The organism is Acetobacter senegalensis, assembly GCF_001580995.1.
Lineage (GTDB): Bacteria > Pseudomonadota > Alphaproteobacteria > Acetobacterales > Acetobacteraceae > Acetobacter > Acetobacter senegalensis.
This window is the reverse complement of the sequence record NZ_LHZU01000101.1, coordinates 1-26,295: the sequence shown is the minus strand read 5'-3', so window position 1 is coordinate 26,295 and position 26,295 is coordinate 1. Positions and strand designations below refer to the sequence as shown.

General features: G+C 58.4%; 25 protein-coding genes. 15 read left to right on the top strand and 10 right to left on the bottom strand.

The window, feature by feature from the left end; translation table 11 throughout:
• The 8 genes from AD948_RS03380 to AD948_RS03345 form a co-directional block, all read left to right on the top strand.
• On the top strand, window positions 1–432 hold a 432-nt coding region (locus AD948_RS03380), incomplete at its 5' end, for a DNA polymerase (protein WP_248845905.1).
• Between the two features lie 3 nt (window positions 433–435).
• Window positions 436–1,050: an SCO family protein gene (locus AD948_RS03375; RefSeq protein ID WP_006559410.1), complete on the top strand. Its 615-nt coding sequence runs from the start codon at window positions 436–438 to the stop codon at window positions 1,048–1,050.
• Between the two features lie 218 nt (window positions 1,051–1,268).
• The gene (locus tag AD948_RS03370) at window positions 1,269–3,092 is read left to right on the top strand and encodes an ABC transporter substrate-binding protein (RefSeq protein WP_248845904.1); all 1,824 of its coding nucleotides are present in this window, start codon (window positions 1,269–1,271) and stop codon (window positions 3,090–3,092) included.
• Complete coding sequence (locus AD948_RS03365; RefSeq protein ID WP_211264425.1) at window positions 3,089–4,129, top strand: ABC transporter permease; 1,041 nt, start codon at window positions 3,089–3,091, stop codon at window positions 4,127–4,129. Before AD948_RS03370 ends, AD948_RS03365 begins: the two co-directional genes overlap by 4 nt.
• Window positions 4,130–4,142: 13 nt before the next feature.
• Complete coding sequence (locus AD948_RS03360) at window positions 4,143–5,117, top strand: ABC transporter permease (RefSeq protein WP_006559413.1); 975 nt, start codon at window positions 4,143–4,145, stop codon at window positions 5,115–5,117.
• Window positions 5,107–6,240, top strand: a complete 1,134-nt coding sequence (locus AD948_RS03355) for an ABC transporter ATP-binding protein (protein WP_082782283.1) — start codon at window positions 5,107–5,109, stop codon at window positions 6,238–6,240. The genes AD948_RS03360 and AD948_RS03355 overlap by 11 nt, the downstream gene beginning before the upstream one ends.
• Before the next feature lie 43 nt (window positions 6,241–6,283).
• Window positions 6,284–7,288, top strand: a complete 1,005-nt coding sequence (locus AD948_RS03350; protein ID WP_061470711.1) for an ABC transporter ATP-binding protein — start codon at window positions 6,284–6,286, stop codon at window positions 7,286–7,288.
• Window positions 7,289–7,342: 54 nt separating this feature from the next.
• A complete protein-coding gene (locus tag AD948_RS03345; RefSeq protein WP_061470710.1) occupies window positions 7,343–8,107 on the top strand; it encodes a lysophospholipid acyltransferase family protein in 765 nt (254 codons plus the stop codon).
• 330 nt (window positions 8,108–8,437) lie between these two features.
• Here AD948_RS03345 and AD948_RS03340 read toward each other — a convergent pair whose 3' ends face one another.
• Window positions 8,438–9,013: a hypothetical protein gene (locus tag AD948_RS03340; RefSeq protein WP_061470709.1), complete on the bottom strand. Its 576-nt coding sequence runs from the start codon at window positions 9,011–9,013 to the stop codon at window positions 8,438–8,440.
• Between the two features lie 517 nt (window positions 9,014–9,530).
• Window positions 9,531–10,439 carry a LysR family transcriptional regulator gene (locus AD948_RS03335; RefSeq protein ID WP_061470708.1) on the bottom strand — a complete coding sequence of 303 codons (909 nt, stop codon included), beginning with the start codon at window positions 10,437–10,439 and terminating at the stop codon, window positions 9,531–9,533.
• A gap of 61 nt (window positions 10,440–10,500) precedes the next feature.
• On the opposite strand from AD948_RS03335, the gene AD948_RS03330 reads away from it, so the two are divergent.
• From AD948_RS03330 to AD948_RS03310, 5 genes are all read left to right on the top strand, one after another.
• Window positions 10,501–10,974, top strand: coding sequence for a PACE efflux transporter (locus AD948_RS03330; RefSeq protein ID WP_061470707.1), 474 nt, complete (start codon window positions 10,501–10,503; stop codon window positions 10,972–10,974).
• Between the two features lie 104 nt (window positions 10,975–11,078).
• Window positions 11,079–11,525: a hypothetical protein gene (locus AD948_RS03325; RefSeq protein ID WP_061470705.1), complete on the top strand. Its 447-nt coding sequence runs from the start codon at window positions 11,079–11,081 to the stop codon at window positions 11,523–11,525.
• A 387-nt stretch (window positions 11,526–11,912) separates the two neighbouring features.
• The gene (locus tag AD948_RS03320; protein ID WP_039906124.1) at window positions 11,913–12,134 is read left to right on the top strand and encodes a (2Fe-2S)-binding protein; all 222 of its coding nucleotides are present in this window, start codon (window positions 11,913–11,915) and stop codon (window positions 12,132–12,134) included.
• 91 nt (window positions 12,135–12,225) lie between these two features.
• On the top strand, window positions 12,226–13,185 hold the full coding sequence (locus AD948_RS03315; RefSeq protein ID WP_061470712.1) for an NAD(P)H-dependent glycerol-3-phosphate dehydrogenase: 960 nt from the start codon (window positions 12,226–12,228) through the stop codon (window positions 13,183–13,185).
• A gap of 149 nt (window positions 13,186–13,334) precedes the next feature.
• Window positions 13,335–13,886 carry a Dps family protein gene (locus AD948_RS03310; protein WP_039906126.1) on the top strand — a complete coding sequence of 184 codons (552 nt, stop codon included), beginning with the start codon at window positions 13,335–13,337 and terminating at the stop codon, window positions 13,884–13,886.
• Window positions 13,887–14,256: 370 nt separating this feature from the next.
• Here the strand turns inward: AD948_RS03310 and AD948_RS03305 are convergent, their stop codons facing one another.
• The 8 genes from AD948_RS03305 to AD948_RS03265 all read right to left on the bottom strand — a co-directional run bounded on the left by AD948_RS03305 (window position 14,257) and on the right by AD948_RS03265 (window position 24,971).
• Window positions 14,257–16,011, bottom strand: a complete 1,755-nt coding sequence (locus AD948_RS03305; protein WP_061470703.1) for a PepSY-associated TM helix domain-containing protein — start codon at window positions 16,009–16,011, stop codon at window positions 14,257–14,259.
• Complete coding sequence (locus AD948_RS03300) at window positions 16,008–16,325, bottom strand: hypothetical protein (protein WP_058987224.1); 318 nt, start codon at window positions 16,323–16,325, stop codon at window positions 16,008–16,010. The genes AD948_RS03305 and AD948_RS03300 overlap by 4 nt, the downstream gene beginning before the upstream one ends.
• A complete protein-coding gene (locus tag AD948_RS03295) occupies window positions 16,322–16,603 on the bottom strand; it encodes a hypothetical protein (RefSeq protein ID WP_061470701.1) in 282 nt (93 codons plus the stop codon). Before AD948_RS03295 ends, AD948_RS03300 begins: the two co-directional genes overlap by 4 nt.
• Complete coding sequence (locus AD948_RS03290; protein ID WP_061470699.1) at window positions 16,600–18,963, bottom strand: TonB-dependent siderophore receptor; 2,364 nt, start codon at window positions 18,961–18,963, stop codon at window positions 16,600–16,602. The genes AD948_RS03295 and AD948_RS03290 overlap by 4 nt, the downstream gene beginning before the upstream one ends.
• A 722-nt stretch (window positions 18,964–19,685) precedes the next feature.
• The gene (locus tag AD948_RS03280; RefSeq protein ID WP_061470696.1) at window positions 19,686–20,261 is read right to left on the bottom strand and encodes a hypothetical protein; all 576 of its coding nucleotides are present in this window, start codon (window positions 20,259–20,261) and stop codon (window positions 19,686–19,688) included.
• Window positions 20,262–20,867: 606 nt separating this feature from the next.
• Complete coding sequence (locus tag AD948_RS03275) at window positions 20,868–22,526, bottom strand: bifunctional aspartate transaminase/aspartate 4-decarboxylase (protein ID WP_050942376.1); 1,659 nt, start codon at window positions 22,524–22,526, stop codon at window positions 20,868–20,870.
• Between the two features lie 212 nt (window positions 22,527–22,738).
• Entirely contained in the window at window positions 22,739–23,686 is a 948-nt protein-coding gene (locus AD948_RS03270) for a DMT family transporter (protein WP_061470694.1), read from the bottom strand.
• 133 nt (window positions 23,687–23,819) lie between these two features.
• Entirely contained in the window at window positions 23,820–24,971 is a 1,152-nt protein-coding gene (locus AD948_RS03265; RefSeq protein ID WP_039905126.1) for an AI-2E family transporter, read from the bottom strand.
• Window positions 24,972–25,106: 135 nt separating this feature from the next.
• On the opposite strand from AD948_RS03265, the gene AD948_RS03260 reads away from it, so the two are divergent.
• Both AD948_RS03260 and AD948_RS03255 read left to right on the top strand, forming a co-directional pair.
• Complete coding sequence (locus AD948_RS03260) at window positions 25,107–25,310, top strand: hypothetical protein (protein WP_061470692.1); 204 nt, start codon at window positions 25,107–25,109, stop codon at window positions 25,308–25,310.
• A gap of 22 nt (window positions 25,311–25,332) precedes the next feature.
• Window positions 25,333–26,049 (top strand): TetR/AcrR family transcriptional regulator, encoded by a 717-nt coding sequence (locus AD948_RS03255; RefSeq protein ID WP_006559567.1) that lies wholly within the window; start codon window positions 25,333–25,335, stop codon window positions 26,047–26,049.
• Window positions 26,050–26,295: the final 246 nt, after the last annotated feature.

Here is a 26,295-nt window from a genome sequence, read left to right as displayed (position 1 = left end):
TCCTATATTGATGCGTACTTCGCCCGCTACCCCGGCATCCGGGATTATATGGAGCGCATGCGCGAGGAAGCGCGCCTGCACGGCTATGTGCTCACCCCGTTTGGCCGCCGCTGCTACGTGCCGGGTATTCAGGAAAAAAGCGCGGCCCGCAGGCAGTATGCAGAACGGCAGGCCATCAACGCCCCACTTCAGGGGGGGGCTGCGGATATTATCAAACGCGCCATGGTACGCCTGCCACGCGCCCTGAAAGAGGCCGGGCTCTCTGCCCGCATGCTGCTACAGGTGCATGACGAACTGCTGTTTGAAGCAGATGAAGCCGAAGCGGAAGCCGTGGCCGCTCTGGCCCGTGAGGTCATGGAAGCCGCAGCAACACTTTCCGTACCGCTGGTGGTGGAAACCGGCATTGGCCGCAACTGGGCAGAGGCACATTAAGACATGACTCCTTCTGAAAAACGCTTTGCACTGATTGGCGTTGCCATTCTGGCCGTTGCCGGTGCGGGCAGCTACATGGCCACCCGCTTTGCCATGCACCACGGCCCCACCCTGAGCACCTATGGCAATGAGGTTGGTGGGTCTTTCCGTCTGATGGACGCCACAACCGGCACCATGACGGACCAGACCTTCCGTGGCCGCTGGATGCTGGTGCTGTTTGGCGCCACCCACTGCGCACAGGATGCCTGTGAACCCGCCCTGCGGAACATGTCCGCCGCGCTGGACAAGGTGGACCCCGGCAAGCGCAAGGCTGTGATCATTTTTGTCAGCCTTGACCCGGACCGTGATGATGCAGACCGCCTGCGCCAGTACGGTGCGGCCATTGGCCCGCGCGTGGTGGCTGGCACCGCCGCCCCGCGCTCCTTGGAAGCACTGACGCAGGAATACCACGCAAAAATTGAAAAAGTGGATGACCCTGAATGGCAGTACACCATGCGCATGTCTCCCCGCTTTGTGGTGATGGACCCGGATACCCGCTATAAGGGCACTGTGGACGCCAACCAGAGCGCGGATGAAATGGCCGAGCACCTCGCCACCATCATGAAGCCGCAGGACTAGGCTGTTAGCCGCCCTCCCGTTAGCCGTCTTTCTGGTGAAAGGGGTTACTGGCCACGCCTCTCCTTAAAGGAGCAAAATCGAGGGGGCGCAAAATCCACCTTTTTCGGTCACGACGGAATCATGACACCTTGATACCGCTCGTGACAGAAAGGCCCGGATAGGGGTTTTCCGAACCCTCCAGAAGCACCGGACCGTCTGCAGGAAACAAACACGGCAGCATGATACAGCGGCGTCTTATTTCACATAATGCACGGGCTTCGGTCTCCCTTGTGGGACTTTCGCTTTTCTCGGCGGCAATTGGGACGGAATACGGCTCTCGGCTCAGCGCTCATGGCCGAAGGCGGTGGGGTGGTAAGGCGGCTCTCTGTGCGATTATGGGCATCATGCTGCTGGTCTCAAACGGGGTGGATGCGACCTCGGCCTCGGCCGCGCCTTCTTCCGCTCCGTTGCCCCACAGTGGGGGCACCTTGCGTCTCACGGCCCAGAGTTCCGGCGGCACGCTGGACCCGCAGGTGGCGTATATGTCCCTCACCCGGCAGATTGAAACGCCGGTGTATGATACGCTGCTGGCCTATCCCAAATTCTCCGGCCCCGGCGCGCTGCCGGTTATTGCCAATCTGGTGGAACAGGTGCCCACACCGGAAGAAGGGGGCCTGACCTACCGGCTCACACTGCGCAAGGGTATCCGCTTCTCCAACGGCCAACCGTTGGGGGTGGAGGATGTTGCGGCCTCCTTCCGCAGAGTGTTCAAGGTCGGCAGCCCGACCGCTGGCCCGTATTACAGCCATATTGTGGGGGCGGACGCCTGCCTGAAAGACCCCGCCCACTGCACACTGGCAGGCGGTGTGGAAATAGATGCCGCCACCCGCAGCGTGGTGTTTCACCTCAGCACACCAGACCCGGATTTTCTGGAACATCTGGCATGGGGGCACGCCGCCATTCTGCCCGCCAGCACCCCGCCGCATGACATGGGCAATAGCGCGCCACCCGGCACCGGCCCCTACCGCATAACGGCTTATGACCCCACCCAGTATCTGGAGATGGAACGGAACCCGTATTTTCAGGAATGGGCGCATGAAGCCCAGCCCGCGGGCTACCCGGACCATATACGCCTGACCTTCGGGCTGGAGCCGGAATCTGAAGTCACGGCCATTGAAAACAACCAGTATGACTGGATGTATGAGGACGTACCGCTCGACAGGCTGGGCGAAGTTGGCTCACGCTATGCCGCACAGGTACAGCTTTACACGTTGCTGCTGTATTATTACGCGGCCCTGAACACCACACTGCCGCCGTTCAATTCCCTCAAGGCGCGGCAGGCGCTGAATTACGCCGTCAATCGCCACGCCATGGTGATCTATCATGGTGGCCCTGCCGTAGCCGTGCCGCTCTGCCAGCTTCTGCCCGAAGGCGCGCCAGCTCATCAGTCGTCCTGTGCCTACACCAAAGGAGCCTCACCCGAACATCCCGCCGCGCGGTGGCAGGCCCCGGACCTTGAAACCGCCCGCAGGCTGGTGCGGGAGAGTGGCACGGCAGGGCAGAAAGTCACCATCGTCGCGCCGCTGGATGGGCGCTACGGCTCCATGGCCATGGAACTGCGCAGCACGCTTGCCGCCATCGGGTATGATGCCGTGGTGCGCAGCATGACGCAGACAGTGCAGTTCCCCTACGTTCAGAACAGTGACAACCACGTGCAGGTCGCGCTGACCGGATGGCAGGCGGATTATCCCTCCGCCGGAGGCATCCTGCACACGCTGTATTCGTGCGAGAGCATCCACCCACATTCCGATAACTCGCTGAACATGTCCGCCTTTTGTGACCCCACCATTGAAGACCAGATGCAGCACGCCGCCACCCTTGCGCTGACTGACAAACCCGCCAGCGCACAGGCATGGGCAGCAGTGGACCGGGCACTGATGGCACAGGCACCCTCCGTGCCGCTGGTGCAGATCAAACGGGTTACGCTGTTGTCAAAACGCGCGCGTAACGTCATCGTAACACTCAATGATGAAATTCTGCTCTCCCAGCTTCAGATCCAATGACGGCTGATTATTCTTCTGCTTCCGGCACGGGTGTTCCGGTGCCCGCACCCGCGCGCCCGGCTGGCCCCTGGCGCAAGGCGGGCCGCACTCTGCTGCGCAACCGCTCCGCCATGGCAGCGCTTGGCGTGCTGGTGTGCATGACCATCGCCTGCCTGCTGGCCCCCCTCTATGCGCACGATGTAGCGCGGGTGGACCCGTTCACCTCCAACGTGGCAGGCAGCATAATGCTTGATGGGCATGAGGTGGACATCATGCAGCCCAATGATAACCCGCTGCATCTGGGCCTGAGCCCCATCGGGCCGACGGGCCACGCCGCTTACCTGCTTGGGGCGGACAGTCAGGGGCGCGATGTTGCGGCCCGCCTGCTGTATGGGGGCCGTAACTCACTGCTGATTTCCGCCTGTGCAGCGGTGCTGTGCCTGCTGCTGGCCGCCACCGCAGGCATTGCCGCCGGTTTTTTTGGCGGGCTGGTGGATACCGTGCTCTCCCGCATGATGGATATCATGTGGGCAGTGCCGGTCTATCTGTTCGCTATCTCGCTTTCCATTGTTACGGTCAGTCAGGGCCTTAAGCTGGGGCCGTTCGTGATCGAGGCAGATAATCTGCTGATCCCCATTGTCATTATTGCGCTGGTATATGTGCCCTATGCCGCGCGGCCCATTCGTGGCCGTGTGCTGGCATTGCGGCAGGCGGAATTTGTTACGGCGGCGCGCTGCCTTGGCGTGCCCCGCTGGCGCATTGTGCTGTTTGATATCCTGCCCAACGTGATGACAACGCTGGTGGTGCTCGGCCCGCTGCTGATGGCGCTGGCCCTGCTGGCGGAAAGTGCGCTCTCCTTTCTCTCCATTGGTGTGCAGGCCCCTGCGGCATCCTGGGGCACCATCATTCAGGATGGCGAAGGGCTGATCTACACGCGCCCCATGGTGGCCGTGGCCCCCGGCCTTGCCATTGTGATTGTGGTGCTGGCGCTGAACATTCTGGGCGATGGCCTGCGGGACGCGCTGGATGTGCGTGATGCCGCACGGCGGTCTTCATGAAGGAGCGCACGCCATGATCACCGCCCTGCTGCGCCGCCTTGGGCAGACAGTCTTTGTGCTGTTCGGTATTTCCGCGCTGGTGTTCTGCGTGTTCTTTGCAACACCGGGGGCAGACCCCACCGCCCGCATTGCCGGGCGCAACGCCTCCCCCCAGACCATGGAGAAAGTGCGCAAGGAATACGGGTTCGACCGCCCCTTGCCCGTGCAGTACGCCACCATGATGAAGAAACTCTTCATCACGCGCGATCTGGCCTCCTACGTGGACCGTGGCGAACTGGTTGTGCCGGAAATTGCCCGTGCGGCTCCGGTTACTGTGTCTCTGGTATGCGGGGCGGCGCTGATCTGGGTTGTGGCCTCCATTGCCATGGGCACGCTGGCCGCCGCCATGAAGGGTACATGGGTGGACCGTGGACTGATGATGCTGGGGCTGATTGGCATTTCCATGCCGGTGTTCTGGCTGGGCCAGGTGGCCAACCTTATTACCCAGAGCCGCTACCATGATACGTGGCTGTTCTCCTGGGTGCCGGGGCTGGGCTACGTGCCGTTTACGGAAAGCCCGCTCGGCTGGTTCAAGGCGCTGGTCATTCCGTGGGTGGTGCTGGCCGTGATGTTCATTGGTATCTACAGCCGCGTGCTGCGGGCTGATCTGGTGGCGCTGGCGGGTGAAGACTTCATGCGCACGGCACGGGCCAAGGGGCTTTCCCCCACCCGTGTGCTGCTGCGCCATGGGTTGCGCACCTCCATGGTCACATTTGTCTCTCTCTTCGGGCTGGATTTCGCGCAGCTTGTGGGCGGCGGCGCCCTGCTGACGGAAGTGGTGTTCGGGCTGCCGGGCGTGGGGCGGCTGACCTATCAGGCGCTCACCAATCTGGACCTGCCGCTGATCATGGCCACGGTCATGTATTCCGCCGTGTTTGTTGTGCTTGCCAATGCAGTGGTGGACAGCGTTTACCTGCTATTGGACCCAAGGGTACGTGATGCCAGATAACTTTCCTTCCGCACCCGTTCAGCCCGCCACCACGCAGCACACCGCCGCGCCGCTGCTGGCGGTGCGTAACCTGTGCGTCAGCTTTCCCTCTGGCGGCAGGATGATCCCCATTGTGGAGAATGTTTCCTTCACGCTGGCGGAGCGGGACATTCTGGGGCTGGTGGGGGAATCCGGCTCCGGCAAATCCGTAACCGCCATGGCGCTGATGGGGCTGATAGACAGCCCCGGCGTGCAGATCACCGGCTCTGCCCTGTTCCGGGGGCAGGAACTGGTGGGCCTGCCGCAAAAGCAGTTGCGCCGCCTGCGCGGGCGGCAGATTGCCATGATTTTTCAGGACCCCATGACAGCCTTTACGCCAGTCTACACCATAGGCTGGCAGATTGATGAGCAGATCCGCGCGCATGAACGCCTCTCCCGCAAGCAGGCCCGCGCCCGCACGGTGGACCTGCTGGCGGAAATGGGCGTGCCGGACCCTGCCCGCACGGCAGACCGCTACCCACACCAGCTTTCGGGCGGCCTGCGCCAACGCGCCATGATAGCCATGGCGCTCTCCTGCAACCCGGCACTTCTGATTGCTGATGAACCCACAACCGCGCTGGATGTGACCGTGCAGGCCCAGATTCTGGACCTCATCCGTGGTCTGCGCACCTCCTATGGGTCTTCCGTCCTGCTGATCACGCATGACATGGGCGTGGTGGCGGAAACGTGTGACACGACATTGGTTCTGTATTCCGGCCGGGTGGCGGAAACCGGGCCAACACAGGCGCTGTTTGCTCAGCCGGGGCACCCCTACACCGCCGCATTGCTGGCCTCCATTCCGCCGCTGGATGGCCCCCGCCCAGAGCGCCTGCCAGCCATTGCCGGTGCCCCGCCCGTTCCGCTGGAACGCCCCGCGGGTTGCGCCTTCAGCCCCCGCTGCCACTACGTGCATGAGGCCTGCCTGCCCGCCCCGCCGCCGCCGCTGTTACCCGTCGGCCCACATCAGAGCGCTGCCTGCGTGCTATCCACGGAGGGCACGCCGTTGCCCCCACGGCTGATATCGGCATGTGCTTCAGCCGCCGCGTCCATACGCCATCGGGCCGCTCCCACGCCCCCGCCGTCTCATGGGGAGGTCTCCCCATGAGTGTGCTGTCCTGCACTCTCTCCTCCATGCGGGAGCGCACGGCATGAGTGCTTTACCCGTGTCCTCTCCTGAACAGGTTGGCGCACCGCTGCTGAGTGTGCGGGCGTTGCGCAAGACCTATTCCCTCCCACGGGGGCAGACGCTCAAGGCGGTGGATGGCGTTTCACTTGATGTTTTACCCGGTGAGGTTCTGGGGCTGGTGGGTGAGTCCGGTTGTGGCAAATCCACGCTGGGGCGATGCCTGCTGCGGCTGACGGATGTCTCCTCCGGCCAGATCACGTTTGAAGGGCAGGACATCACCCATCTGGGCGAGCGCGCGTTGCGGCCCCTGCGCCAGCGCATGCAGATGGTGTTTCAGGATTCCTACGCCTCGCTCAACCCGCGCCGCCGCATTGGTGATCTGCTGGCCGAGCCCCTGCGCGTGCATCCCGGCCCGGACGGGCGCAAACGGCCTGCCGCTGCCATCACCGCCCGCCTGCATGAGTTGATGGACCTTGTCAGCCTGCCGGTTACCGCGCTGGACCGCTACCCGCATGAGTTTTCAGGCGGCCAGCGGCAACGCATCAACATCGCCCGTGCGCTGGCGCTCTCTCCCCGGCTGGTGGTGGCGGACGAACCCGTTTCCGCGCTGGATGTGTCCGTGCAGGCTCAGATTGTGAACCTGTTTGCTGATCTGCAAGCCCAACTGGGGCTGACCTACGTGTTTGTGGCGCATGATCTGGCGGTGGTGCGGCAGATTTCCACCCGCGTGGCGGTCATGTACCTGGGCGCTGTGGTGGAGCTGGGTGAAACGGATGACGTACTACATCATCCGGCCCACCCCTACACCGCAGCCCTGACGCAGGCCGTGCCCCGCCCGGTGGTGGGCGCGCCCCGGCACCCGCCCCTGCGCGGCGATATTCCAAGCCCGGTGGCCCGGCCCTCCGGCTGCCGTTTTCATACACGCTGCCCCATGGTGCAGGACCGCTGCCGCGTTGAAGACCCTGCGCTGCATACGGTGCGCCCCGGCCATGAGGTCGCGTGTCACTTTCCACTGGCGGCGGACTGAAAGGGCCAGTATGCAGGGGCTTCCCTGCGCCTGCCGGAGAAAGCCTGAGCCCGCATGTTCCGCTTTTCTGCTTTAAGTGCCTGCCTGCGCTTTTACAGTTCTCTGATGGTGATTGCCGTCATTTTTCTGGCGCTGGATGCAGGGTCTTTCGTGCTGCGCCACCTTCTGCCTGACGGCCCCCGCCGCCGCAGGCTGGGGCGGGCGTGGCTGCATGGCGTCGCGCGGCTGGCTATCCGTTATCTTCAGGCAGCGGGCATTGTGGCGTGTGATATGGATGCATTGGTCCCGTTGCGCACGGAGCACAACCTTGTGCTGGTGGCCAATCATCCCTCGCGGTTGGACAGCCTGATTCTGGCTGCCGCCCTGCCCAACATGACCTGCGTCACCAAAGCCTCCATCTGGGAGCGCCCCACCTTGGGCAGCACGCTGCGCACGGCGGGCTACCCCCGGCATGACAGCCTTTTGCGCCTGATTGGCCCCGCCAGCCAGAGCCTGAAAGAAGCGGGGCAACTGCTGCTGTTTCCGGAAGGCACACGCTCCCGCCCCGGTGCGGAACCCGGCGCGTTTCAACCCGGATTTGCCGCCATTGCCCAGCGCACACGGGCAGACGTGCAGCCATTGCTGATTGAAACCAATTCCCCGTATCTGTCACAGGGCTGGCCCTTTCTGCGTCGCCCGCCCCTGCCCATGCGCTACCGCGTGCGCCTCGGCCCCCGCTTTCCCGCCCCAGCACGAGATGAAGCCAGCGGCCGCGCCTTGGTGGACGCCGTTGAAACCCTGCTGAAGCAGGAACTGAGCACACCCAAAGCAGACTTCTAAAGGAAGCCAGAATAGGGCAGTTCAAGAAGAGAGGCACGGCCCGTCTTCAACACGCTCATAATCGTTTTTCACAAAAAACAGCTTTGTAGGAAACGAAAAAGCAAAAGCCGGCTGAACCCGAAGGCTTCGCAACCGGGATTGACCGTGGAAACTGGCTCCACTCATCCACGCAATACTCTGCTTCGGCTTTTGGAATACTGTACGAGAACGTTTTAAAAAACGTATGCGCAACATGCAGCATATTCTTGTCAGTCAAAAAAGCGGCTTGATAGAGCCTGCTGGAACGTGAACCAAGTGAAAGCGCGTTTCCTGACCCGCGACTTTCAACGGTTAGATCGCCCCTTCAATCTCGGTCACGCGGGAAACGCACGTTCTGAAATCCTTGGCCTTTTCCATAAAGCCCAGCATGTTGAGAACCCATGTGTCCTCATCTCCCGTGGGGAAGCCAATCACCAGCCAGCCGCTATGCGTCAGTCCGGTAAACAGAATACGCAGGTCATCAATATCCAGCGTGGTTGAAAGCGTGTCATTCGCGCCGAACATGTTGTAGCTCTGCTGCCATTTGTCAGCTTTGGCGCTCTGGAAGATCAGTTTGATGTTCTCGCCCGTCATGTCGGGCCAACTGGTTTCTTCCACCATGAGCGTGTGGTGCGGGTAAGTGCGCTGGCCTGTCAGCAACGCCAGTTTGCGGCCATCGCTGAATGTGCCTTCAAGCTGGCAGAACGCGCCGCCATCCTTGCTGTCAGACTGCTTGACATCCCACGTACCGGCATCTGGCACCACCACCTGTGGCGCAGGGGCTTCCTGCTGCGGGGCGGAAGCAGGGGGCGGTTTCTGTGCCCATGCGGCACCCCCACCGTTGGCCAGAAGAAAAAGACAGCCCCCTAAAATGCTCAGTCTGGTCATGCTCTTACGCTCCCGTCAGGCCGCTATGGTAAAGGCCACACCGGCTGTTTGACAATCAGGGAATGACGGGCAGATCAAAAGACCAGAGCGTGTCGTCAGTTAAGCAGGAGGATCATGGCGCCGGTCTGCTCATTGAAAAACGTGAAGACCGGGGGATCACACCGGTTATCCCCTCAAAGAAAAACCGCATCTGTCCATGAAAAACCTGTTCTTCAATTTATAAAAAATGAAGCATCAGTGAACGGTTTTTCGCCAGACTGACGCGGTTCAGAGGCATGGCAACACGCCATGACAAGCTGAAATCACCCTTCATCGCTGCCACCAATCTCGTCTCCGCTGTCATCGGAGCAAACTGACGACACGCCCGCATTTGTCTCGGGCTGGATAAATGGGCTTTTTGCGTGAACCGGCTTGGATGAAGCGCCAGGTTGGACATGGCGCGACTATGGGTTTGAGAAAATGACTATTTTACAAAGCGTTACGCCTTGCGCGATCCTGCCGGGGTTTTGGTGGGTGATCAGGGTTCGCGCGCGGGGCGGTTGACGGGTGGGATGCCGCCGTGGCGCAGGCGGTTGCGGAGCCATTGGGCGGCGGGGCCATGAGAATGCTTCTTGCGCCATACGGTAACAAGAGGGGTCAGGCGTTCTCCGGCATCAAACTGAAGGTTGGGGGCCACAATATCCGGCGCGGTGGGGGATGCCGCAAGAACGTGGTCTGACACAAACGCCCACCCAATATTGTGTTTGACCATTTCCAGAATAACCCAGTGACTTTCCACCCACCAGACATCCGCCGCCACGCGCAGGCTCTGCCGTGTTTGTTCGCGCCCACGGGTGGCCACCAGAATCTGGCGGTAGCGTTTAAGGTCCTCCCACGTTACCTGCCGGTGCGCCAGCGGATGAGTGCGCCCGCACACCAGCTTGAGCGGCACATACCCTATTGCCTGAAAAACAAGGTCTGGCTGCGGATGATCCTGCTGCCACATCACGCCCAGATCGGCCACGCCATCCAGCACAAGCTGGCCGACATCCTCCATCAGCGGAAACAGGATTTCCACCTGAACATAAGGAAAATTCGTTGCGAATTCAGAAAAAATCGTGCCCAGCGCGTGTTCGGGGTAAAGCTGGTCTATGGCTACCACCAGCTTGTTTTCCACCTGCTCTTCCAGAGAATGGGCAACCCCTATCAGATGTTCGCGCCGTTCAAGCACCACGCGCGCTTCTGGCAGAAGGCGCAGGCCCGCCTGCGTAAGCACCGGCTGGCGGCCAGAGCGATCAAACAGCACCACCCCCAGATCCACCTCCAGATTACTGATATGGGTGCTGATGGCAGACTGCGCCCTGCCCAACAGGCGGGCAGCAGCGGAGAAAGAGCCATTTTCCGCCGCCGTAACAAACGCCTGCAACTGATCCAGAGAAACGCTCATCCATCATTTTTCCAGATAGGTTCTATCTTTCTTTTCTCTGGGTAGGAGATAGGTTGCGCGCATGTCAACGCCCGATTCTCTCCCCACCACCCTCCGTTCGCCCTCAGACCGCGTGCGCCACGCCCTGCTGTTTGAATGTGTGGCTCTGGCGCTGGTTATTCCCGTGGGGGCACATCTGTTTGGCCTGCATACCGAAGATATGGGTATTATTGGCATCGGCAGCGCTGTCACGGCTACCGTGTGGAACTATCTGTATAATCTGGGGTTTGATCACGCCCTGCGCCGCCTGACGGGATCAGTCAGCAAAACGGTGGGCATGCGTGTGCTGCACACGCTGCTGTTTGAGGCCGGATTGCAGGTTGTGCTGCTGCCCGCCATTGCCTGGTATCTGCGCGTGAGCATTCCGCAGGCATTTTCCATGAGTTTTTCTCTGGCGCTGTTTTATCTGGTGTATGCGTTTTTCTTCAATATTGCGTATGACTGGGTTTTTCCCATTGCCCCATCTTACCGCACACACGCCGTTGCCAGCGAGTAACACGGGCGGGCATAACCATTCCGTAATGCTTTTCTGTTGAAATCAGGCCGGATGCGTTTCTAGAGTGTGTGCCACCAGATCACACCGCACGACGGACCAGCCGCATGCCGTACCCTCCTTATACTTCCTTTGCAGACAGAGTTGTTGCCGTGCTGGATAAAGCAGCGCTGTGTGTCACGGCTCCGGTCCGGCGGCTGGGCGTGGGAGATTTCTCCCCTACCCCATATATGAAAAAAGCACCGCGCCTGTGGGTGCTCCTCTGCGTGGCAGGAGCGGAAACGCTTCTTTACGCCTGCGCGCTTCTTGGCCCGTTCGAGGGCATGCAATATCTGGCTAATCCGCTACTGCTTCTGCCCTGCGGGTTTGTGGCGCATATCAAAAATCACCATGCTCTCTACACAAATGGCGGCGCAGACCGCACCCCGGCAGACCAGCAGGTGGTGTGGCAGGCACGTATGGTCATGCTGGCGACCATTGCCGTTCTTTCCACATCCGCGTTGGTAGCCGTGACGCTCTTTCTCGCCATCCGGTCGATGGACTGTCTCTGGTAGCCCCGCTTTTGATGACGCTGCTTTACACAGAATGCATGGCCCTTCTTGCTCCCGTTTTTGTGCTCTCACGCCATGATCATGCGCCCCGGTCTTCCCAGCGCTCTTTGCCCGCCGAGGCATAAGGTTCCACAGGCTGCTGTTTCTTTTAGGCTGGCGGCCAATTTTTTATCGCAGAACTCTTGGTTTTCTGCGCATCACCCCCACATAGCGGCTGCCACCCGGCTTTTCCCGCCAGCCCCTGCGCTGTGCTTGCCCTCTTTCCTTGTGCCGTAAACACTCTGTCAGACGGGCCCGTTTTGTCCCGATCGGAATCTTGCAGAAAGTCTATTGCGAATAGTTCTCATTCGTGTATGGTCACGGCGTCAGACTCAGAACGGGACGATCTTGATGGTCATCTGCTCTTGTAATCGCTTGACGGATAAAGATGTTGAATCCGCCGTGGCTGGTGGGGCAACCCGCCCGCGTGAAATCTATGCATCCAAAGGGTGCAAGGCCCAGTGCGGAAACTGCGTGCCCGGTGTTGTCTGCCTTCTGCGGGAAGCACGCATGAAGCAGGTGCAGGCTGGCCTGATGCAGCAGAGCGCCCCTGTAACCGCTCTTTCCGCCTGAACAGACCTGCTCCCGCACAGGGCGGGAGGTCTTTTTTTCTTTATACGGCCATCGCTTGCCTGTTGTGCCTACATCTGGCACGGCTACTGCCATGAACAGGCATATTCTGGTTATGGGCGCAGGCGCGTGGGGTTCCGCACTGGCGCTGCATATGCACCGCACAGGCGCACGCGTGCAGGTATGGGCGCGCAACCCGGCCACTCGGCTGCCTACAGGGGCCATGCCCCGCCTGCCAGACTGGCCATTGCCTGCTGACATTACGGTTTCTGACGCCATTCCCGCCAAGCCAGACCTTGTGCTGGTGGTTGTGCCCGTTCAGCATCTGGCGTCTGTTCTGCCGCTGCTGCCTGCGGGTGTGCCCGCCATTCTGTGCTGCAAGGGTGTGGAGCGGGCCAGCCAGACTTTTCCGCTGGATGTGCTGGCGCGGGTGCGCCCGGAATGTCCGGGCGCTGTGCTCTCCGGCCCCAATTTTGCGCACGAGATTGCCGCGGGCCTGCCTGCCGCAGCCGTTGTGGCTGCCCCGCATATGGATCAGGCGCTTACGCTGGCCGCCGCTGTCTCCTCCCCCTCGTTGCGGCTCTATGCCAGTGATGACTGTACGGGTGTGCAATTGGGTGGCGCCGCCAAGAACGTGATTGCCATTGCCGCCGGAACCGCAATGGGCGCAGGCTTGGGCGAAAACGCCCGCGCAGCCCTGATTACACGCGGGCTGGCAGAAACCGGCAGGCTGGCGGCAGCACTGGGTGGCCAACCCGCTACCCTTGCCGGGCTGGCGGGTATGGGGGATCTGGTGCTCACCTGCACGGGGGTGGCCTCCCGCAATTATCAGATGGGGCTGGCGCTGGGCCACGGTGCCGTGGCGGAGGATGCCGCAGCCGCCCTGCCCGGCGTGGCGGAAGGTGTGACCACCGCCAGCGCCCTGCTGGGAATGGCCCGTGCGCACGGCGTAAACGTGCCCATTATTGAAACCGTTTCTGATTTTCTGGCAAAAACCCTAACGCTGGAAGAAGCACGCAGCCGCCTGCTGGACCGTCCCCTCAAGGCTGAGTAGCACCACCGGAATAGCCATGCGGAATGCCTGCGTCCTTTTCATGGCAGATACATTCCCCATTGCATGCAACTTATGGCTCCCTACATCCTTATACGTCACGCCTGACCGTGATGAGACGGTATTTTAATGGTGAAAAAAGGACGGGTTTTATGACTAAAGCTCCCGATACCAAAGTGCTTGATGCCAAGGCGGCGCACGTCAAAGAATATCTGGGCACGCCGACAGACCTGAAAGCCGACGCCGTAAAGGAAGTCGCCATTGGTCTGGCCGATACACTGGCAGATGTGTTTGCCCTTTACGTCAAGACAAAGAATTTCCACTGGCATATGAGCGGCCGCCACTTCCGCGATTACCATCTGCTGCTGGACGAACAGAGCGATCAGATTTTTGCCATGACTGATCCGCTGGCCGAACGCGCCCGCAAGATTGGTGGCACCACGCTGCATTCCATTGGCGAAATCAGCCGCCGCACGCAAATTCTGGATAATGACGCCCTGTATGTCACCCCGGAAGACATGCTGGCTGAACTGCGGGACGATAACCTCTCCCTCACCAAGCGCCTGCGCAAGGTGCACGCCATCTGTGATGACGCAAATGATGTGGCAACCGCCAGCCTGATTGAAAACTGGATTGACGAAACAGAACGCCGCACATGGTTCCTGTTTGAAGCCACACGCCCGGCTTTTGGTAAAAACGCCTGATCCTGATACGCCTCATTCATTCTGACATCAAAAAAAGGCGGAGGCTTGCTGGCCCCCGTCTTTTTTGCGTCCGCACTTCAGATTCTACGGGTAGCACCAGAACCGCAGCGCGAAGACATGGAAGGTTCTAAAAACCCTCTTTCCCGCCTGTATGAAAATCGTAACCCATTGATATTCAACTACTGGAAAAATCAAAATAGGGGGTTTTGAGAACCCTCCACGTTGTTTTGAAGCATCCGCCGGTAGGGGGTGGGGCCTGTTGTCAAACGCTGCCCCTGCTACCGGGTTTTCTTAAAGACCTTTGGCAGAACGAGAGATCTGCCGCTTACCGTAAGCATTTATGTGCGGCTTCCGCGCAGCATTGCCACAGTCAGGCGGACAGCCTGCGCTGGGAGGACACGCGGATTTTTCTGAACGCACAGACCAGCAGAAACACCCCAACCAGAACAGAGGTCAGCCCGACGGCCTGATTAACAGGAGAGAGCCAGTCTCCCTGCTGCCTGCCAACGCTGGCTGCCACTGGCACCAATGCCGTCAGAACGCCCGCGCCCACCAGCAGAATACGGTCGCACCGCTGGCTGCCAAGCAGAAAAGCGGCTGCCACAAACAGGCAGAAAACCGCGTAATACAGCCCCATTACCACCGGGTAGGTTCCGCCATGCGGCAGGAACGGCACGGCGCAGAAAATGGCGGAAATTCCGGCCACACATCCCAATGTGCAGCCTGAGGTCAGGCAGGCGAGAAACCGTGTGCCGCGTGTTTCTTCAACAAGCCCGGTTTTACGCTCCTGCTTCTGGCGGGACGCAATCCAGAGCCGGTTGCCGGTATAGAACAGAAACGCGCCCCCCAGCCCCAGCACCACATACCCCCAACGCACCGCCACGCCCCCGAAGCTGCCAAAATGCAACGCAAAGAAGGTGGTAATAATAGAAAACCCTGTGCCCTGATGGCCGGGCAGATAATCAGCGGAAATAATTTTGCCGGTATAGGGATCAACGCCCGCAAAACCGCTGACAGGCCCGCGCATGCTGTAACGCGGATCATGCCCTGCCACATTCAACGCCACCCCGGCACCCGGCCGTTGCGTATAGGTCAGGCTATCAGGCACAAAACCGGGGGCCTGCGCGGCCAGTGCCGCCACAATCTGCTGCGGTGGCAACGGTGTTCGGGGCGCGGCAGCGTTTTTCTGGTCATTCCCCTGTGCAGGATCAGGACTTCCTTCATGCTGAGGCAGACCTACCCCATCATGCCCAGTCACGGGCCCATGGTCAGATGGCCCCTGATGTTCACCTGCTGGCTGCACGGCCACAGGGAGTTGCCCCCCATGCTCCGTGCCAGCCGGACCATGCCCACCATGCGCCACGCCACCCCGACCATGGCCGCCGCCATGCCGTGGGCCGCCCTGCATATGCTGGTGTGCGCTGCTACCGCCCAGAAGCCACTGCTGGGTGGCAAAAATGGGTTCATGAAACGCAAAGACAACAGATGTCAGCGCCATAATGAGATGAAACGGCAGGGAAAACACACCCAGAAGGTTGTGCATATCCAGCCACATCTTCTTGCTGTTACGCCCAATGCTGACAGCAAAAAGGTTTTTTGCCAGACCGGGCAGAAACGCAATAACGCCTGAAACCAGCGCCACCGCATACAGCAGCGCCACCGTTCCCATCAGCAACATGCTGAGCGTATGCGGGAAGGGCAAACCAACCTGCTGATGCAGAACATCCACAAACCGCGCGGCGCCAGAAGGCTGATCCTGCACCATGACCAGATCTCCCTGATCATTCAGGCTGACCTGTGTGGCAGGGCCATGCCCATGTGCGCCCGGTTTGGCAATGGACCATGAAAGCTGCCCCTGCCCCGGCGTGGCGGCTGGCAGGGTAATGCTGTAATTGCGCGCCGCTTCTGGATGGGCGGCAAACAGTTTTTCCATCAGGGCGGGCAGACGCTCAAACGGCGTAGAAACCGGAGGCGGGTTGGCGGCAGACGCCCACTCCTGCAAAGGCTGTTCAAACATGGTGATGGCCCCGGCATAAAAGGCCACAAACAGGAACAGCCCGGCGATGATACCCACCCAACTGTGCACATCCCGATAGGTGCGGACGATATCACCCCGAATTTTCATGATACCAGCCCCCGGATGGCAAAAAACAGCCCCCACACAAGCACATTGGCAACCGCCAGCACCGCCCAAGCCTGCCGCCCGGAACGGAAGAGAAAGCACACGCTGAGAAGCACACACCAGACCAGGGCCACCAGCCACAGTAAAAACTGCGCGGACAGCGTGCGGGGCGAGGCATCAGAATGACACAGCAGCCCCACCACCCCCATGATCCCGAAGGTCAGCAGCCCGCCTGCCACCACGGCAGCGGAGACTTTTGGGAACCAGTTGCGGCTGCTCAGAGGCTCCGGTTTTGAAAAACTGGCCTGTGTGTTCATGGGCCTTTCTTCCTGTATCTGAGCAATGCCAGCCCCAGCGGCAGCAGGGACCACACGGCCATCAGCAATGTCAGCAGCATGAAAACCGCTGTGGCGGGGCTTCTGGCCTGAAGCAGCACCCCCAAAGCCACGCAGATCAGCGCCCCACCCACCAGCAGGCACAGGCGCGCATTGGGCGCACGGGCCAGCAAAAGCTGGTTGCGGGAGGCAAGATAGCACAGCACGCCCCCTGCTACCGTCAGAACACTGGCACCGATCAGGAAAACAGATGCGTTCACCAGCGATATTCCAAGCGTGCCGTTAAACTGCGGCCCTGCCCATAGTAACAGGCAGAGACAGCCGTGCAGGTTGAAACAAAGCGTTTGTTGGCAATGTTGCGCAGATTGACGGAAAAAGAGAGGTGATCATAACGCGGGTGCGCCACCCCAAAATCATACCGCAGGAAGGAATCAAACACCGTATAGCCGGGAATGGAGAGGGTGTTGTTGGTGTCACCATAGCTGTGGCCGGTGTAGCGCACGCCGCCACCTACCCCTAACCCCGCAAAAAAGCCGTGCCGGAACCGTTGATCCACAAACAGGGAGGCCATCCACTTGGGGGCCTGTGGCAGATAATTGCCCACCTGTGATGCTGTATTGGACTGCGTGACGCGGGCATCGCTCCGGGTGCCGGTGAAAATAACGGCCATATCCCACGGCAGGGTGGCGCGGCCTTCAAGTTCCAGCCCACGCACCCGGCCCTTGCCGGTCTGCACAAGGCAGGTTGTGGTGCCGCACATAGTGCCGTTGGGGTCTGGCGTTGTCATGTTTGTCTGGGTGATCTGATACCCGCCGAACGTGACATAAATGCTTTTGCCGTACTGATAGCGCAGACCAGCCTCGTACTGGTCCCCCTTGGTGGGTTTGAACGGCACACCATTCAGCGCCGTTGAAGGATCAGAAACCTGAGGCTGGAAGGATTGCGCGTAGCTGAAATACGGGGCCAACCCGTTATCAAACAGATAAACGGCCCCTGCCCGCCACGTAAACGCATCTGAACGGGTGTTATAGCGCTTCTGTGTAAGAATGTTCAGCGTTTCATCCCGCGCCCAGTCCTGCCTGCCGCCAATGGTCACACGCAGGCGGTTGAACTTGAGCTGATCCTGAAAATAAATGCCGTTCTGCTGGCTGAGAGTAGAGGTGTAAACCTGCGGAGCCAACGCATTGGCATAGCCCGCGGAGCCACGTTTGACGGGGTCAAAAATATTGAGCATGGGCAACACAAGGGAGGCGTTGACCAAATCCCGGCTGTGCTCCCAGTTTGTGTAGAAGTAATCCGTGCCAGCCAGCAGCAGGTGCCGCACAGGGCCAGTGATGACATGCCCTTCCAATTGCGTATCCGTCGCCACACCCTGCGAGCGCCCACGCCCTTCTACCGCGCGGCGGTTTACCGTTTCCCCGGCAACACACCCGGCAACGGAAGGGGGACAGGCCTTGAGCGTATCACCGGAAAGCACGGTGGCACGGTAGAGCGTATCAATATAGGTGTAGCGGGTATTATTGCGCACGGTCAGGTATTTGCTGAATTTGTGCTCCAGAAAAGATCCGGCCAACGCTTGATTACGGTCAAATGTATCCCAATCCGGCTCACCAATATTGGCATTATTGGCAATATGGCGGCCTTTGGACGAATACAGCGTGCCCGTAGCAGGCAGAAACTGGAAGGTGGAGCCACCCTGATCGCGCTGATACTGGGCCAGCAACGTCCATGTGGTGCGCGGGGTGATTTTCCATGTCAGGCTGGGCGACACATAATACCGCCCCAGCATGACATCATCCACCTGCGTGCCGCCATACCGCGCCAGCGCCACAACGCGCCCCAGCACCGTACCCTGATGGTTGAGCTTGCCAGATACATCGCCCGAAGCCTGCCCCTGCCAGTTATCCATGCCGGTAAAGCCAGCACTTTGCAGAAAGAATTCGCCTTCGCTTTTTTCCGTGGGGCGCTTGGTGGCCAGGTTCACCACACCACCGGGGGCCGTCTGCCCATACAATGCGCCAGACGGGCCTTTCAGCACTTCAATCTGTTGCAGCGCGAACGGGTCAAACGATGTGCGGGTCCATTGCCCGCCAGAAGGCAGGCGCAGACCATCCACAAAGTTGTTGTTTGACGAAAACCCGCCAGCACCAAAGCCACGAACGGACACTTCATCCACTCGGCTATCAATACCCGAAGGTTCGGACTGCACCCCGGCTGTATAGGCCAGCGCATCCGCAATGGTGGGGGACGCACGCAGTTCTATTTCCTCGCGGTTCACGATGGAAATGGACTGAGGCGATTCAATAATGGGTGTGCGTGTTTTGGTGGAAGCCGAGGCATGCGAAAGCCCTGTGGCGGTAACCGTGACCACTTCCGTCTTGGCCGCAACCGTTGCCTGCCGCCCGGTTCCGGTCGCGGGCGGAGCTGCTCCCGCTCCCGCAGACGCTGAACCAGCAGCGCCCCCACGCACACCGGCTGATGCGGGCGTAGGCCCGGCCTGCGTTTCCTCGCCGGCTTTTGCAGTGTCAGCGCCCAACGGCTCCGCCATTGCCTCGCCACCCAGTCCTCCCATGCTCATGACAACAAGAAGAAGACCACCCGTCCTACGCGGAAAAGACATTGCTGACTCGCACCCAACACATTACACCAAGGGCTGCGCATTACCTGTAACTAATAATCATTGTCAACTGAAAGACGGTAATCTGCCTGTTTTTTCATGTTCCGTATGGAAAGGCTCCTCTTTCAGACCCTTTGTGAAGAATGGAGCAAGGGAGAAGAACCAGCGTAAACCCAGCAAAAGCGGGCCCATGATGAGATGAGCGACCACGCTCTCCGCGTTAGCGGCCATAGCACTGACGGCTGCCTGCTCCACGCCCGGTTCCAGTAACACGCGCCCCATCCCCTGAAATGAGGAGGATATTGACCTGAAAAAATGCTGTCACGGGTCATGATAGTGTCTTATTTTTGTCACAATAAAATTATCGGCTCGGCATTTTCATCTGCTATATTTCCAGAAAAATTCCATCAATATTGCAAGGTTCTTCATTTTATGGACACGACCAAGAGAAGACTTTATCAAAGCGGAATATTCAGTGTTCTTTTTTATATAATTCTAAAAGATTATGTTCCAGAAAGTTTATTTAGACATATTGGTCCCATCATATCTCCTTTTTTAGGATGTTACGCACAAATATTCCTGGAAAATATTTATTGCAGAATCAAAGAATCCCAGAAACTGGAAAGGCAATAGCTCTATTTTATTTAAACAGATATGTTTTTTGCTCATCATTCAAAATGAAAATTGGAGGGTTCTAGTTTTTAGGCCCCTCCATCTATTTATTATTATAGCATAATCGAAGATCTTCTGTGCTCTCTCCACGCACGAAATTTTTCCAAACCAGCAACCAGTAGAGAACTCATAAAAATAGAAAAAAACACAGCAATAATATCGCGCCCCCAGAAAAATATGAACGAATCAAAAACCTTAAGAAGGAAAAATTTATGAGTGCAGTAGGAAGGGGTAGGAGTGATGAGAATATTTTCATTGTCATAATTACAACTCGGATTAATACACCAGAAAAAAGAAATAAAAGAAACATACAAATTATAAAGAACAAAAAAATCTACAAATATTCTGTAAATGAAATTTAAAACCAGAGATCTATTTTCTAGAAAACAAACTTTTCTTGATAGAAAAAATGTCAAAACAATAAAAGGAGACAAAAGTAAAAAATATGGAAAAATCCACATGGAAACCGCAAAAGACGCCAGAAAAGAATCAAGAATTTCGCTGAAAATTTTATCGAAGTTTTTGAAAAACCCACTATTCGCAAATATATAAGAGAAGATGATATATGCTAAAAATGCCTCCCATAAACTGTCTACCAGATTATATTTGCTGACTGAAATTCTTTTCATGATAAAATCCTAGTAGCGTATTGTCGCTGCTTCTTGGCGGTAAATAAGGATAGGGACTACTTCTTGGTTCATTTCCAAATTTAGAGCGCACTTTTGCATACGTATTTTCTGAATAGCCCGCCGCAGCAGCATAAAGCCCAATTGCAATCGTGGAGTAATTTCTCCTTTTAGTGCCTCTTATCCCAGCAGGAACACCCAGATGCTGGAAGCCCCAAAAACCACCCGTATGGTAAGTCTGCTATAGAGCCGCGAGCATACTTAACCTATAGCCTGCTGATCCTGATCAACATTATAGAGACCTTTTCCATAAGTCTTGATGGTGATTAATTCAGCAGGATCGTCAATTATATTGTGTCTATTCTGGATGAAAGAGACTTCTTTTCTTCCTAACTCCTCCATTGCCGTGGTTTGTAATTTCCATCATAAGTTTCGCGTGTAGCGGGAATTTTTTGCATCAGAAAAGAAAAACACCAACATCACGGAAATGTTACTTATCCGAAAACACTTCCTCCCCGGCAAATGACTGATAAAATTCCTGCCGGGGAGAGACCGCCTAAAACATGAAACGCACTCTCATAATTTGAAGAAAGTACTATCCTTCATCTTTCAGCCGTTAATAGGGTCTGCACCTTTCGGTTTGGGGCTTGGGGCAACGCTGGCTTCTGGTGCCTCTGCTCCTTTTTCCTGCTTGTAACGGGCGTAATATTCATCCGCCATGCGGCGCAGGGCTGTGCCGATGCTGGCGTATTGATACTCGTTCAGGTTGGCGAGGGACGCACGGGCGGATGGCCTGCGCACTGCAAAGCCAATGCCGGGCAGCAGCACAACGCCTGTTTCCTCTGCAATGCGGAACAGGATGGTTTCATAATCCACGCGCGTTATCAACCAACGGGCAAAGCGGGTGCCGTAAAGCTGGGTGGCCACCTTGGCCATATCAATCAGGGTGTAATAATGCGTGCTGCCAGCATCATCCGGCGCGGAAACGCCCAGATCCCGGTACAGGGCCAGTTCCCGCCGGTGCAGCAGGTTTTTCAGGGCGGCCTTGTAAGCATCCCGTCCGTCCATTAGCGCAAAAAGGGAGAACAGGGTCATCTGCACCTGTTGCGGGGTGGAAAGGCCCGCAGTGTGGTTCAGCGCCACGCTGCGACTATCCGCCACCAGACGATCAATAAACTTCAGGCCACGCACATCGGGGGTCAGAGAAGCATAGCGTTTGTCCAACGCCTGTTTCTCATCTTCCGGCAGGGCCGCCAATGCGCGGTCCAGCACGTTCTGCACATGGGTTGCTACAACCCCAAGCCGCCAGCCGGTGGAGCCAAAATACTTGGAGAAAGAATAGACCAGAACCGTATTGTGTGGGCAAATACTGTAAAGAGAGCGGAAATTATCCGCAAACGTGCCGTAGACATCATCCGTGACAATAATCAGATCAGGCCGCTTGGTTTTGACAATCTCGGCAATGCGGGCCAGCCCGGCATCATTGATTTTGACAGACGGCGGGTTGCTGGGGTTGACCACCAGAAACACTTTTACGGCAGGGTCCAGCAATTTATCCAACTCGCTGTCTGGATATTGCCAGCCGCATTCAGGCGCAGCGTTAATGGCCACTTCCTGCAACTGGTAATCCCGCAGTTCCGGTATTTCCACATACGGAGTGAAGACCGGCATGCCGATGGCGGCTTTATCGCCGGGTTTGATCAGCCCGTTTTCCCGCAGGGAGGCAAAAATATAGCTGATGGCCGCAGTGCCACCTTCCAGCGCAAACAGGTCCGTTGTGGCTTCCGGCATGGCGCCACCGGCCATTTCCCGAATAAGGTAATGGCGCACAATCTTTTCTGCATATTTGAGCATGCGCGGCGGGGTTGGATAATCACACCCCAGAATGCCAGCCACCACTTCCTGCAAAAAACCATCGGCAGAAAGGCCAAGCTGATCCCGCACATAGGAAAGCGCACGGCGTAGAAATGCAACGCCGGGTTCATCCTTATGGGCGGCCACAAAGGCGTTGAAGCGTTCTTCTATACCATCACGCCGGGGCAGGCCCCCTACCCCTTCTGCCATATAGGAAAAGGAAAGTTCTGATTCCGCCGTAGCAAACAACCCCAACTGGAAAAACCCTTGCCGGGGCGTTGTGGCCAGAAAATTCGGGTTGCCACGCCCCGCATCCAGCATGGTGTGCTGCGCCCGCCCGGAGGCAAGCTGGATAAGCAGATCCTTCAGTTCAAAGGGGCTGAGGTTGCGAAACTTCTCGTACTCTGCGGGCATAGCCATTGGCCTCTTTTGTTCTGAACTGGCAACACGGGCGTGCACTATAGAGGGTTACGGTGCGAAAAAAGCCACCACAAAATGCTGAGCAGTCATGTGTCATAACAAACAGGCCTGAGCAGACTTTGCGTCTTCGCAACTGCATTCTGCAAGCCGAGAGTGAGAAACACACGACCGGGCCGGTTAAAAAACGCCCCGAGAACAATACCCCCTCAGGCCTGAAAACGGGAAAAGGGCCAAAACCTGCGCAGCCCCTGCCCGATCCACGCATAACCGCTGACAAGCACAATACCCAGCAGCACGCACGCAGCGCCCTGTAGAAAACCGGGCTCAAGCGGATCATGCAGCAGCCAGTAGCCCAGCACGACCCCAAACAGAGGCGTCATGAACGCAAGCACCCCAATGCGCGATGCCTGATAATGCCGCAGTAGCCAGAACCATGCCAGAAAAGCCGCAAAGGAAATAAGGGTGGCTTGAAACACCACGCTGCCAACCAGCCGGGGCGTAAGGGTAAAAGCGGTCTGTTGCAAACACACTGCACTGACCAGCAGCAGAACAAAAGCGGCCACAAGCTGATACATCAATGTCTGTTTGGCTGAGACATACGCAAGCCGGGATACACGGATCACAACCGTTGTCATGCCCCACGACGCCCCCGCCATCAGCGCCAGAAAATCGCCCAGCATCTGGTGGCCATGGGCGGCATCCGCCGAGCCCCCCTGCCCGAAAAAGGCCAGCGCAATGCCGCTGAACGCAAGCAGTATCCCCACCCACTGAAGCGGAGCCATGCGTTCCGTTTTTTCCAGAACATGCAGCCCAAGGGCGGCAAAAATGGGCGATGTGTATAAAAATACCGTGGTGCGAGAGGCCGATGTGTAGCGCAGAGCCTCACCGGCCATCAGATATTCCAGAGAAAACAGGACCCCGGCCAGTAATCCGGGTTTCCATATGCCGTTCGCCAACAGGTTCAGTTTTTCGCCCCGGCAGACCATGTAAAGCCAGACCAGAAGGGCGGACAGGCCGGACCGCAGGGAAATTTGCAGAATGGGCGCCATATCGGGCGCTGCGACCTTGAGCACAATCTGCTGCAAACCAAAGCACAGACACAAAACAGCCGTCAGGCTGACGGCAAACATATCCAGCGGCTTGCGTGCATCCATGTCCAAAACGCCTCCCCTCTTGCGGCTTACTGCCGCCGCACCCTATCGCGCCAGAGGGTTTGTGAAAACGGAAATTATCTTACCCTTTCTTCCGCTTTCTGCGGCCTGCACCTGTGGCAGCCGCCCCGCAAGATCAGATTTCATCCTTGGGTTTGAGCGGCGCGGAAAGCTGGGTGGCCACGGCCAGAAGAACTGCCGTTATGGGGGAGGCAAAAATGAACCCCCACGCCCCCAGAAACGCCCCGAAAATGGTCTGGGATAAAATGGTGAGCGCAGGCGGCATGCTCACGGCCCGTTTCTGAATGAACGGGGACATGACATAGCCCTCAAAAGTCTGGATCACGGCATACAGGCCCAGCACCAGAAGCGCCTCCCGCCCACTGACGGAAAGCCCGATCAACAGCGCGGGCGTGGCCCCCAGAAATGCACCCAGATAGGGAATGAAATTGGCCATGCCCGCTATCAGGCCAAGGGGTAATGCCAACGGCATGCCTATGGCCCACAACCCCCACCAGGTCAGAAAACCAACCACTGTCATATCCAGCATCTGCCCCGCCACCCACGCGCCCAGCGTATGGGCAATGGTGTGCAGCAGCTTGCGCGCCAGTGGGCGATGCATTTCCGGCACCAGCCGCAACACGCCGTTGGCATACAGCCGGGGGGAAAGCGCAAAATAGATACCCGCAATCACAATCACGATCAGCGTGCCGACCGAGCCGAACGTGGAGGTCAGCACGTTGGTCATGGACCCCGCAAAATCCGCACCAAGGCTGCGCGCGCCGGGCCCGGTCTGGTTCCCACCCATGGATTGCGGAATATGATCCATGATCAGATGGCCGAACGCATCGTTGTTCAGGGTGTCCCGCAAAGTGCTGATCTGGGTGACCAGCGCCGTGCGCAGATGGCCTGCCTGCACTGTAATGTCCGGCCCTGAAACGTGCACAAGCAGCGTCAGCGCACCCGCAATGACCATGACCAGCACAATCACGGACAGCCATTCCGGCAGGCGCAGCAGGTGGGTGATCCATTGTGCGGCCCCGTGCAGCACAACCGCCACCAGCGCAGAGGCACACACCACCATCAGCACAGGGCCGCCGGTGCCGATAAGCAGGGAAAGAATGGCCAGCACCACCACTGTCAGGGCCAGCCGATAGAACCGCCCCAACGTATGCTCCAACGCGACAAGCGCCGCCGTGGCCAACTGCAACTGGGACGCCGTGCCGGGGGAGGATGAAAGGGGATGGGACGGTTCTGCGTCTTCCGGGGGTGGGGATGGCTCCGCCATGGTACCTGCGCTCCTGCTACCAGATAGCCAGCCACAGGCGCGCGGCCACTCCGGCTGGAACCGGCATGATCTTGCGCCCGTTTAACGCCATACGCCAGCGCACCGCAGCCTCACATCATCGGGACACTGGAAAAAATGCAGAAAACCGGGCATAAAACCCCTATCAGACCAGCCATTCCCTCCGCTCCACCTGTAACCTGCGGGAGCCTTCCCTATATAGGAGGGCAGGACACGCCTATTGAGGATGACGTCCGCACCCGCTATGCGAACATAACCCCCACTGAGCAGCGCATGCTGCCCACCCCTCTGTTCGAGTTCATGCCTGATGCCAAGACCTGAAAGGACGACCGCCCACCTTGATATGGCGAACCCCTGCCTTGAGGGGAAAAAACGCCGGTGTGGCCGCCCTACTCCGCATGATACTGAACAGCTTGACCAGTATCTGCTTGAAATAGCCGCCGGGCTGTTTGTGCAGCATGGGTATGCCGGAACCTCGGTGGACCAGATTGCCCGCAAGGCGTCCGCCAGCAAACAGACGCTCTACCGGCGCTATTCCTCCAAGGAAGAACTGTTCAAGGCGGTTATCACCAATCTGACGGCCTCCGTTCTGCGCACCATAGAGGAAACGCCCCTGCACAACCCGTTGCAGGAGCTGCGGCATGTCATGTGCCTGCTGCTTGACCTTACCCTCCAGCCCGAAGCATTGGGCACCTACCGCATCCTGATTTCCGATGCCTACCGTTATCCATCACTCATTGCGCACGCCACCAGCACCATTGGCGCGCCCATTCATAACTGCGTGGTGCGGCTGCTGAAAGCGGCGGAAGCCGCAGGCCAGATTGAACCCGGCAATGCGGATAACACCACCGCCAACCTTCTTTGCGGCCTGATTACCGGCCAACCGCTGGAAGATGCCCTGTTCGGCCTGAAACCGCTGGAATGCTGCGTGGAACGCCACGCCTATTTTGAGCGCGGCTGGACCCTGTTTCTCCGTGCCGTTGGGGGAAAGCAGGACATGTGCGCCCCCACACCGGCTGACACGGCCTCTCTCGCACACAAAAAAACCGCCACACCCTGATCTTTCCTGATCGGGCTGGCGGTTTCTGATAAGCGGCCTCATTACGGGACGGATGCCACGCAGCCTTTGCGTTCAGGCGACATGGCACGATCTATCTCAGCAAGACAGAGGCCCGCACCCCCAGCCCCTCCACCTTCCCGTATGAGGCCATGGAATTGGGGCATGGCGACATACGAAATACTGACGGCTTAACGTGCCGTGTGCTGTGTGCCGTGTGCCGTGTGCCGTGTGCCGTGTGCCGTGTGC

Coding starts and splice junctions, on each gene's coding strand:
- AD948_RS03375 (WP_006559410.1), top strand. CDS start 436: ATGACTCCTTCTGAAAAACGCTTTGCACTGATTGGCGTTGCCATTCTG.
- AD948_RS03370 (WP_248845904.1), top strand. CDS start 1,269: ATGATACAGCGGCGTCTTATTTCACATAATGCACGGGCTTCGGTCTCC.
- AD948_RS03365 (WP_211264425.1), top strand. CDS start 3,089: ATGACGGCTGATTATTCTTCTGCTTCCGGCACGGGTGTTCCGGTGCCC.
- AD948_RS03360 (WP_006559413.1), top strand. CDS start 4,143: ATGATCACCGCCCTGCTGCGCCGCCTTGGGCAGACAGTCTTTGTGCTG.
- AD948_RS03355 (WP_082782283.1), top strand. CDS start 5,107: ATGCCAGATAACTTTCCTTCCGCACCCGTTCAGCCCGCCACCACGCAG.
- AD948_RS03350 (WP_061470711.1), top strand. CDS start 6,284: ATGAGTGCTTTACCCGTGTCCTCTCCTGAACAGGTTGGCGCACCGCTG.
- AD948_RS03345 (WP_061470710.1), top strand. CDS start 7,343: ATGTTCCGCTTTTCTGCTTTAAGTGCCTGCCTGCGCTTTTACAGTTCT.
- AD948_RS03340 (WP_061470709.1), bottom strand. CDS start 9,013: ATGACCAGACTGAGCATTTTAGGGGGCTGTCTTTTTCTTCTGGCCAAC.
- AD948_RS03335 (WP_061470708.1), bottom strand. CDS start 10,439: ATGAGCGTTTCTCTGGATCAGTTGCAGGCGTTTGTTACGGCGGCGGAA.
- AD948_RS03330 (WP_061470707.1), top strand. CDS start 10,501: ATGTCAACGCCCGATTCTCTCCCCACCACCCTCCGTTCGCCCTCAGAC.
- AD948_RS03325 (WP_061470705.1), top strand. CDS start 11,079: ATGCCGTACCCTCCTTATACTTCCTTTGCAGACAGAGTTGTTGCCGTG.
- AD948_RS03320 (WP_039906124.1), top strand. CDS start 11,913: ATGGTCATCTGCTCTTGTAATCGCTTGACGGATAAAGATGTTGAATCC.
- AD948_RS03315 (WP_061470712.1), top strand. CDS start 12,226: ATGAACAGGCATATTCTGGTTATGGGCGCAGGCGCGTGGGGTTCCGCA.
- AD948_RS03310 (WP_039906126.1), top strand. CDS start 13,335: ATGACTAAAGCTCCCGATACCAAAGTGCTTGATGCCAAGGCGGCGCAC.
- AD948_RS03305 (WP_061470703.1), bottom strand. CDS start 16,011: ATGAAAATTCGGGGTGATATCGTCCGCACCTATCGGGATGTGCACAGT.
- AD948_RS03300 (WP_058987224.1), bottom strand. CDS start 16,325: ATGAACACACAGGCCAGTTTTTCAAAACCGGAGCCTCTGAGCAGCCGC.
- AD948_RS03290 (WP_061470699.1), bottom strand. CDS start 18,963: ATGTCTTTTCCGCGTAGGACGGGTGGTCTTCTTCTTGTTGTCATGAGC.
- AD948_RS03280 (WP_061470696.1), bottom strand. CDS start 20,261: ATGAAAAGAATTTCAGTCAGCAAATATAATCTGGTAGACAGTTTATGG.
- AD948_RS03275 (WP_050942376.1), bottom strand. CDS start 22,526: ATGCCCGCAGAGTACGAGAAGTTTCGCAACCTCAGCCCCTTTGAACTG.
- AD948_RS03270 (WP_061470694.1), bottom strand. CDS start 23,686: ATGGATGCACGCAAGCCGCTGGATATGTTTGCCGTCAGCCTGACGGCT.
- AD948_RS03265 (WP_039905126.1), bottom strand. CDS start 24,971: ATGGCGGAGCCATCCCCACCCCCGGAAGACGCAGAACCGTCCCATCCC.
- AD948_RS03260 (WP_061470692.1), top strand. CDS start 25,107: ATGCAGAAAACCGGGCATAAAACCCCTATCAGACCAGCCATTCCCTCC.
- AD948_RS03255 (WP_006559567.1), top strand. CDS start 25,333: ATGGCGAACCCCTGCCTTGAGGGGAAAAAACGCCGGTGTGGCCGCCCT.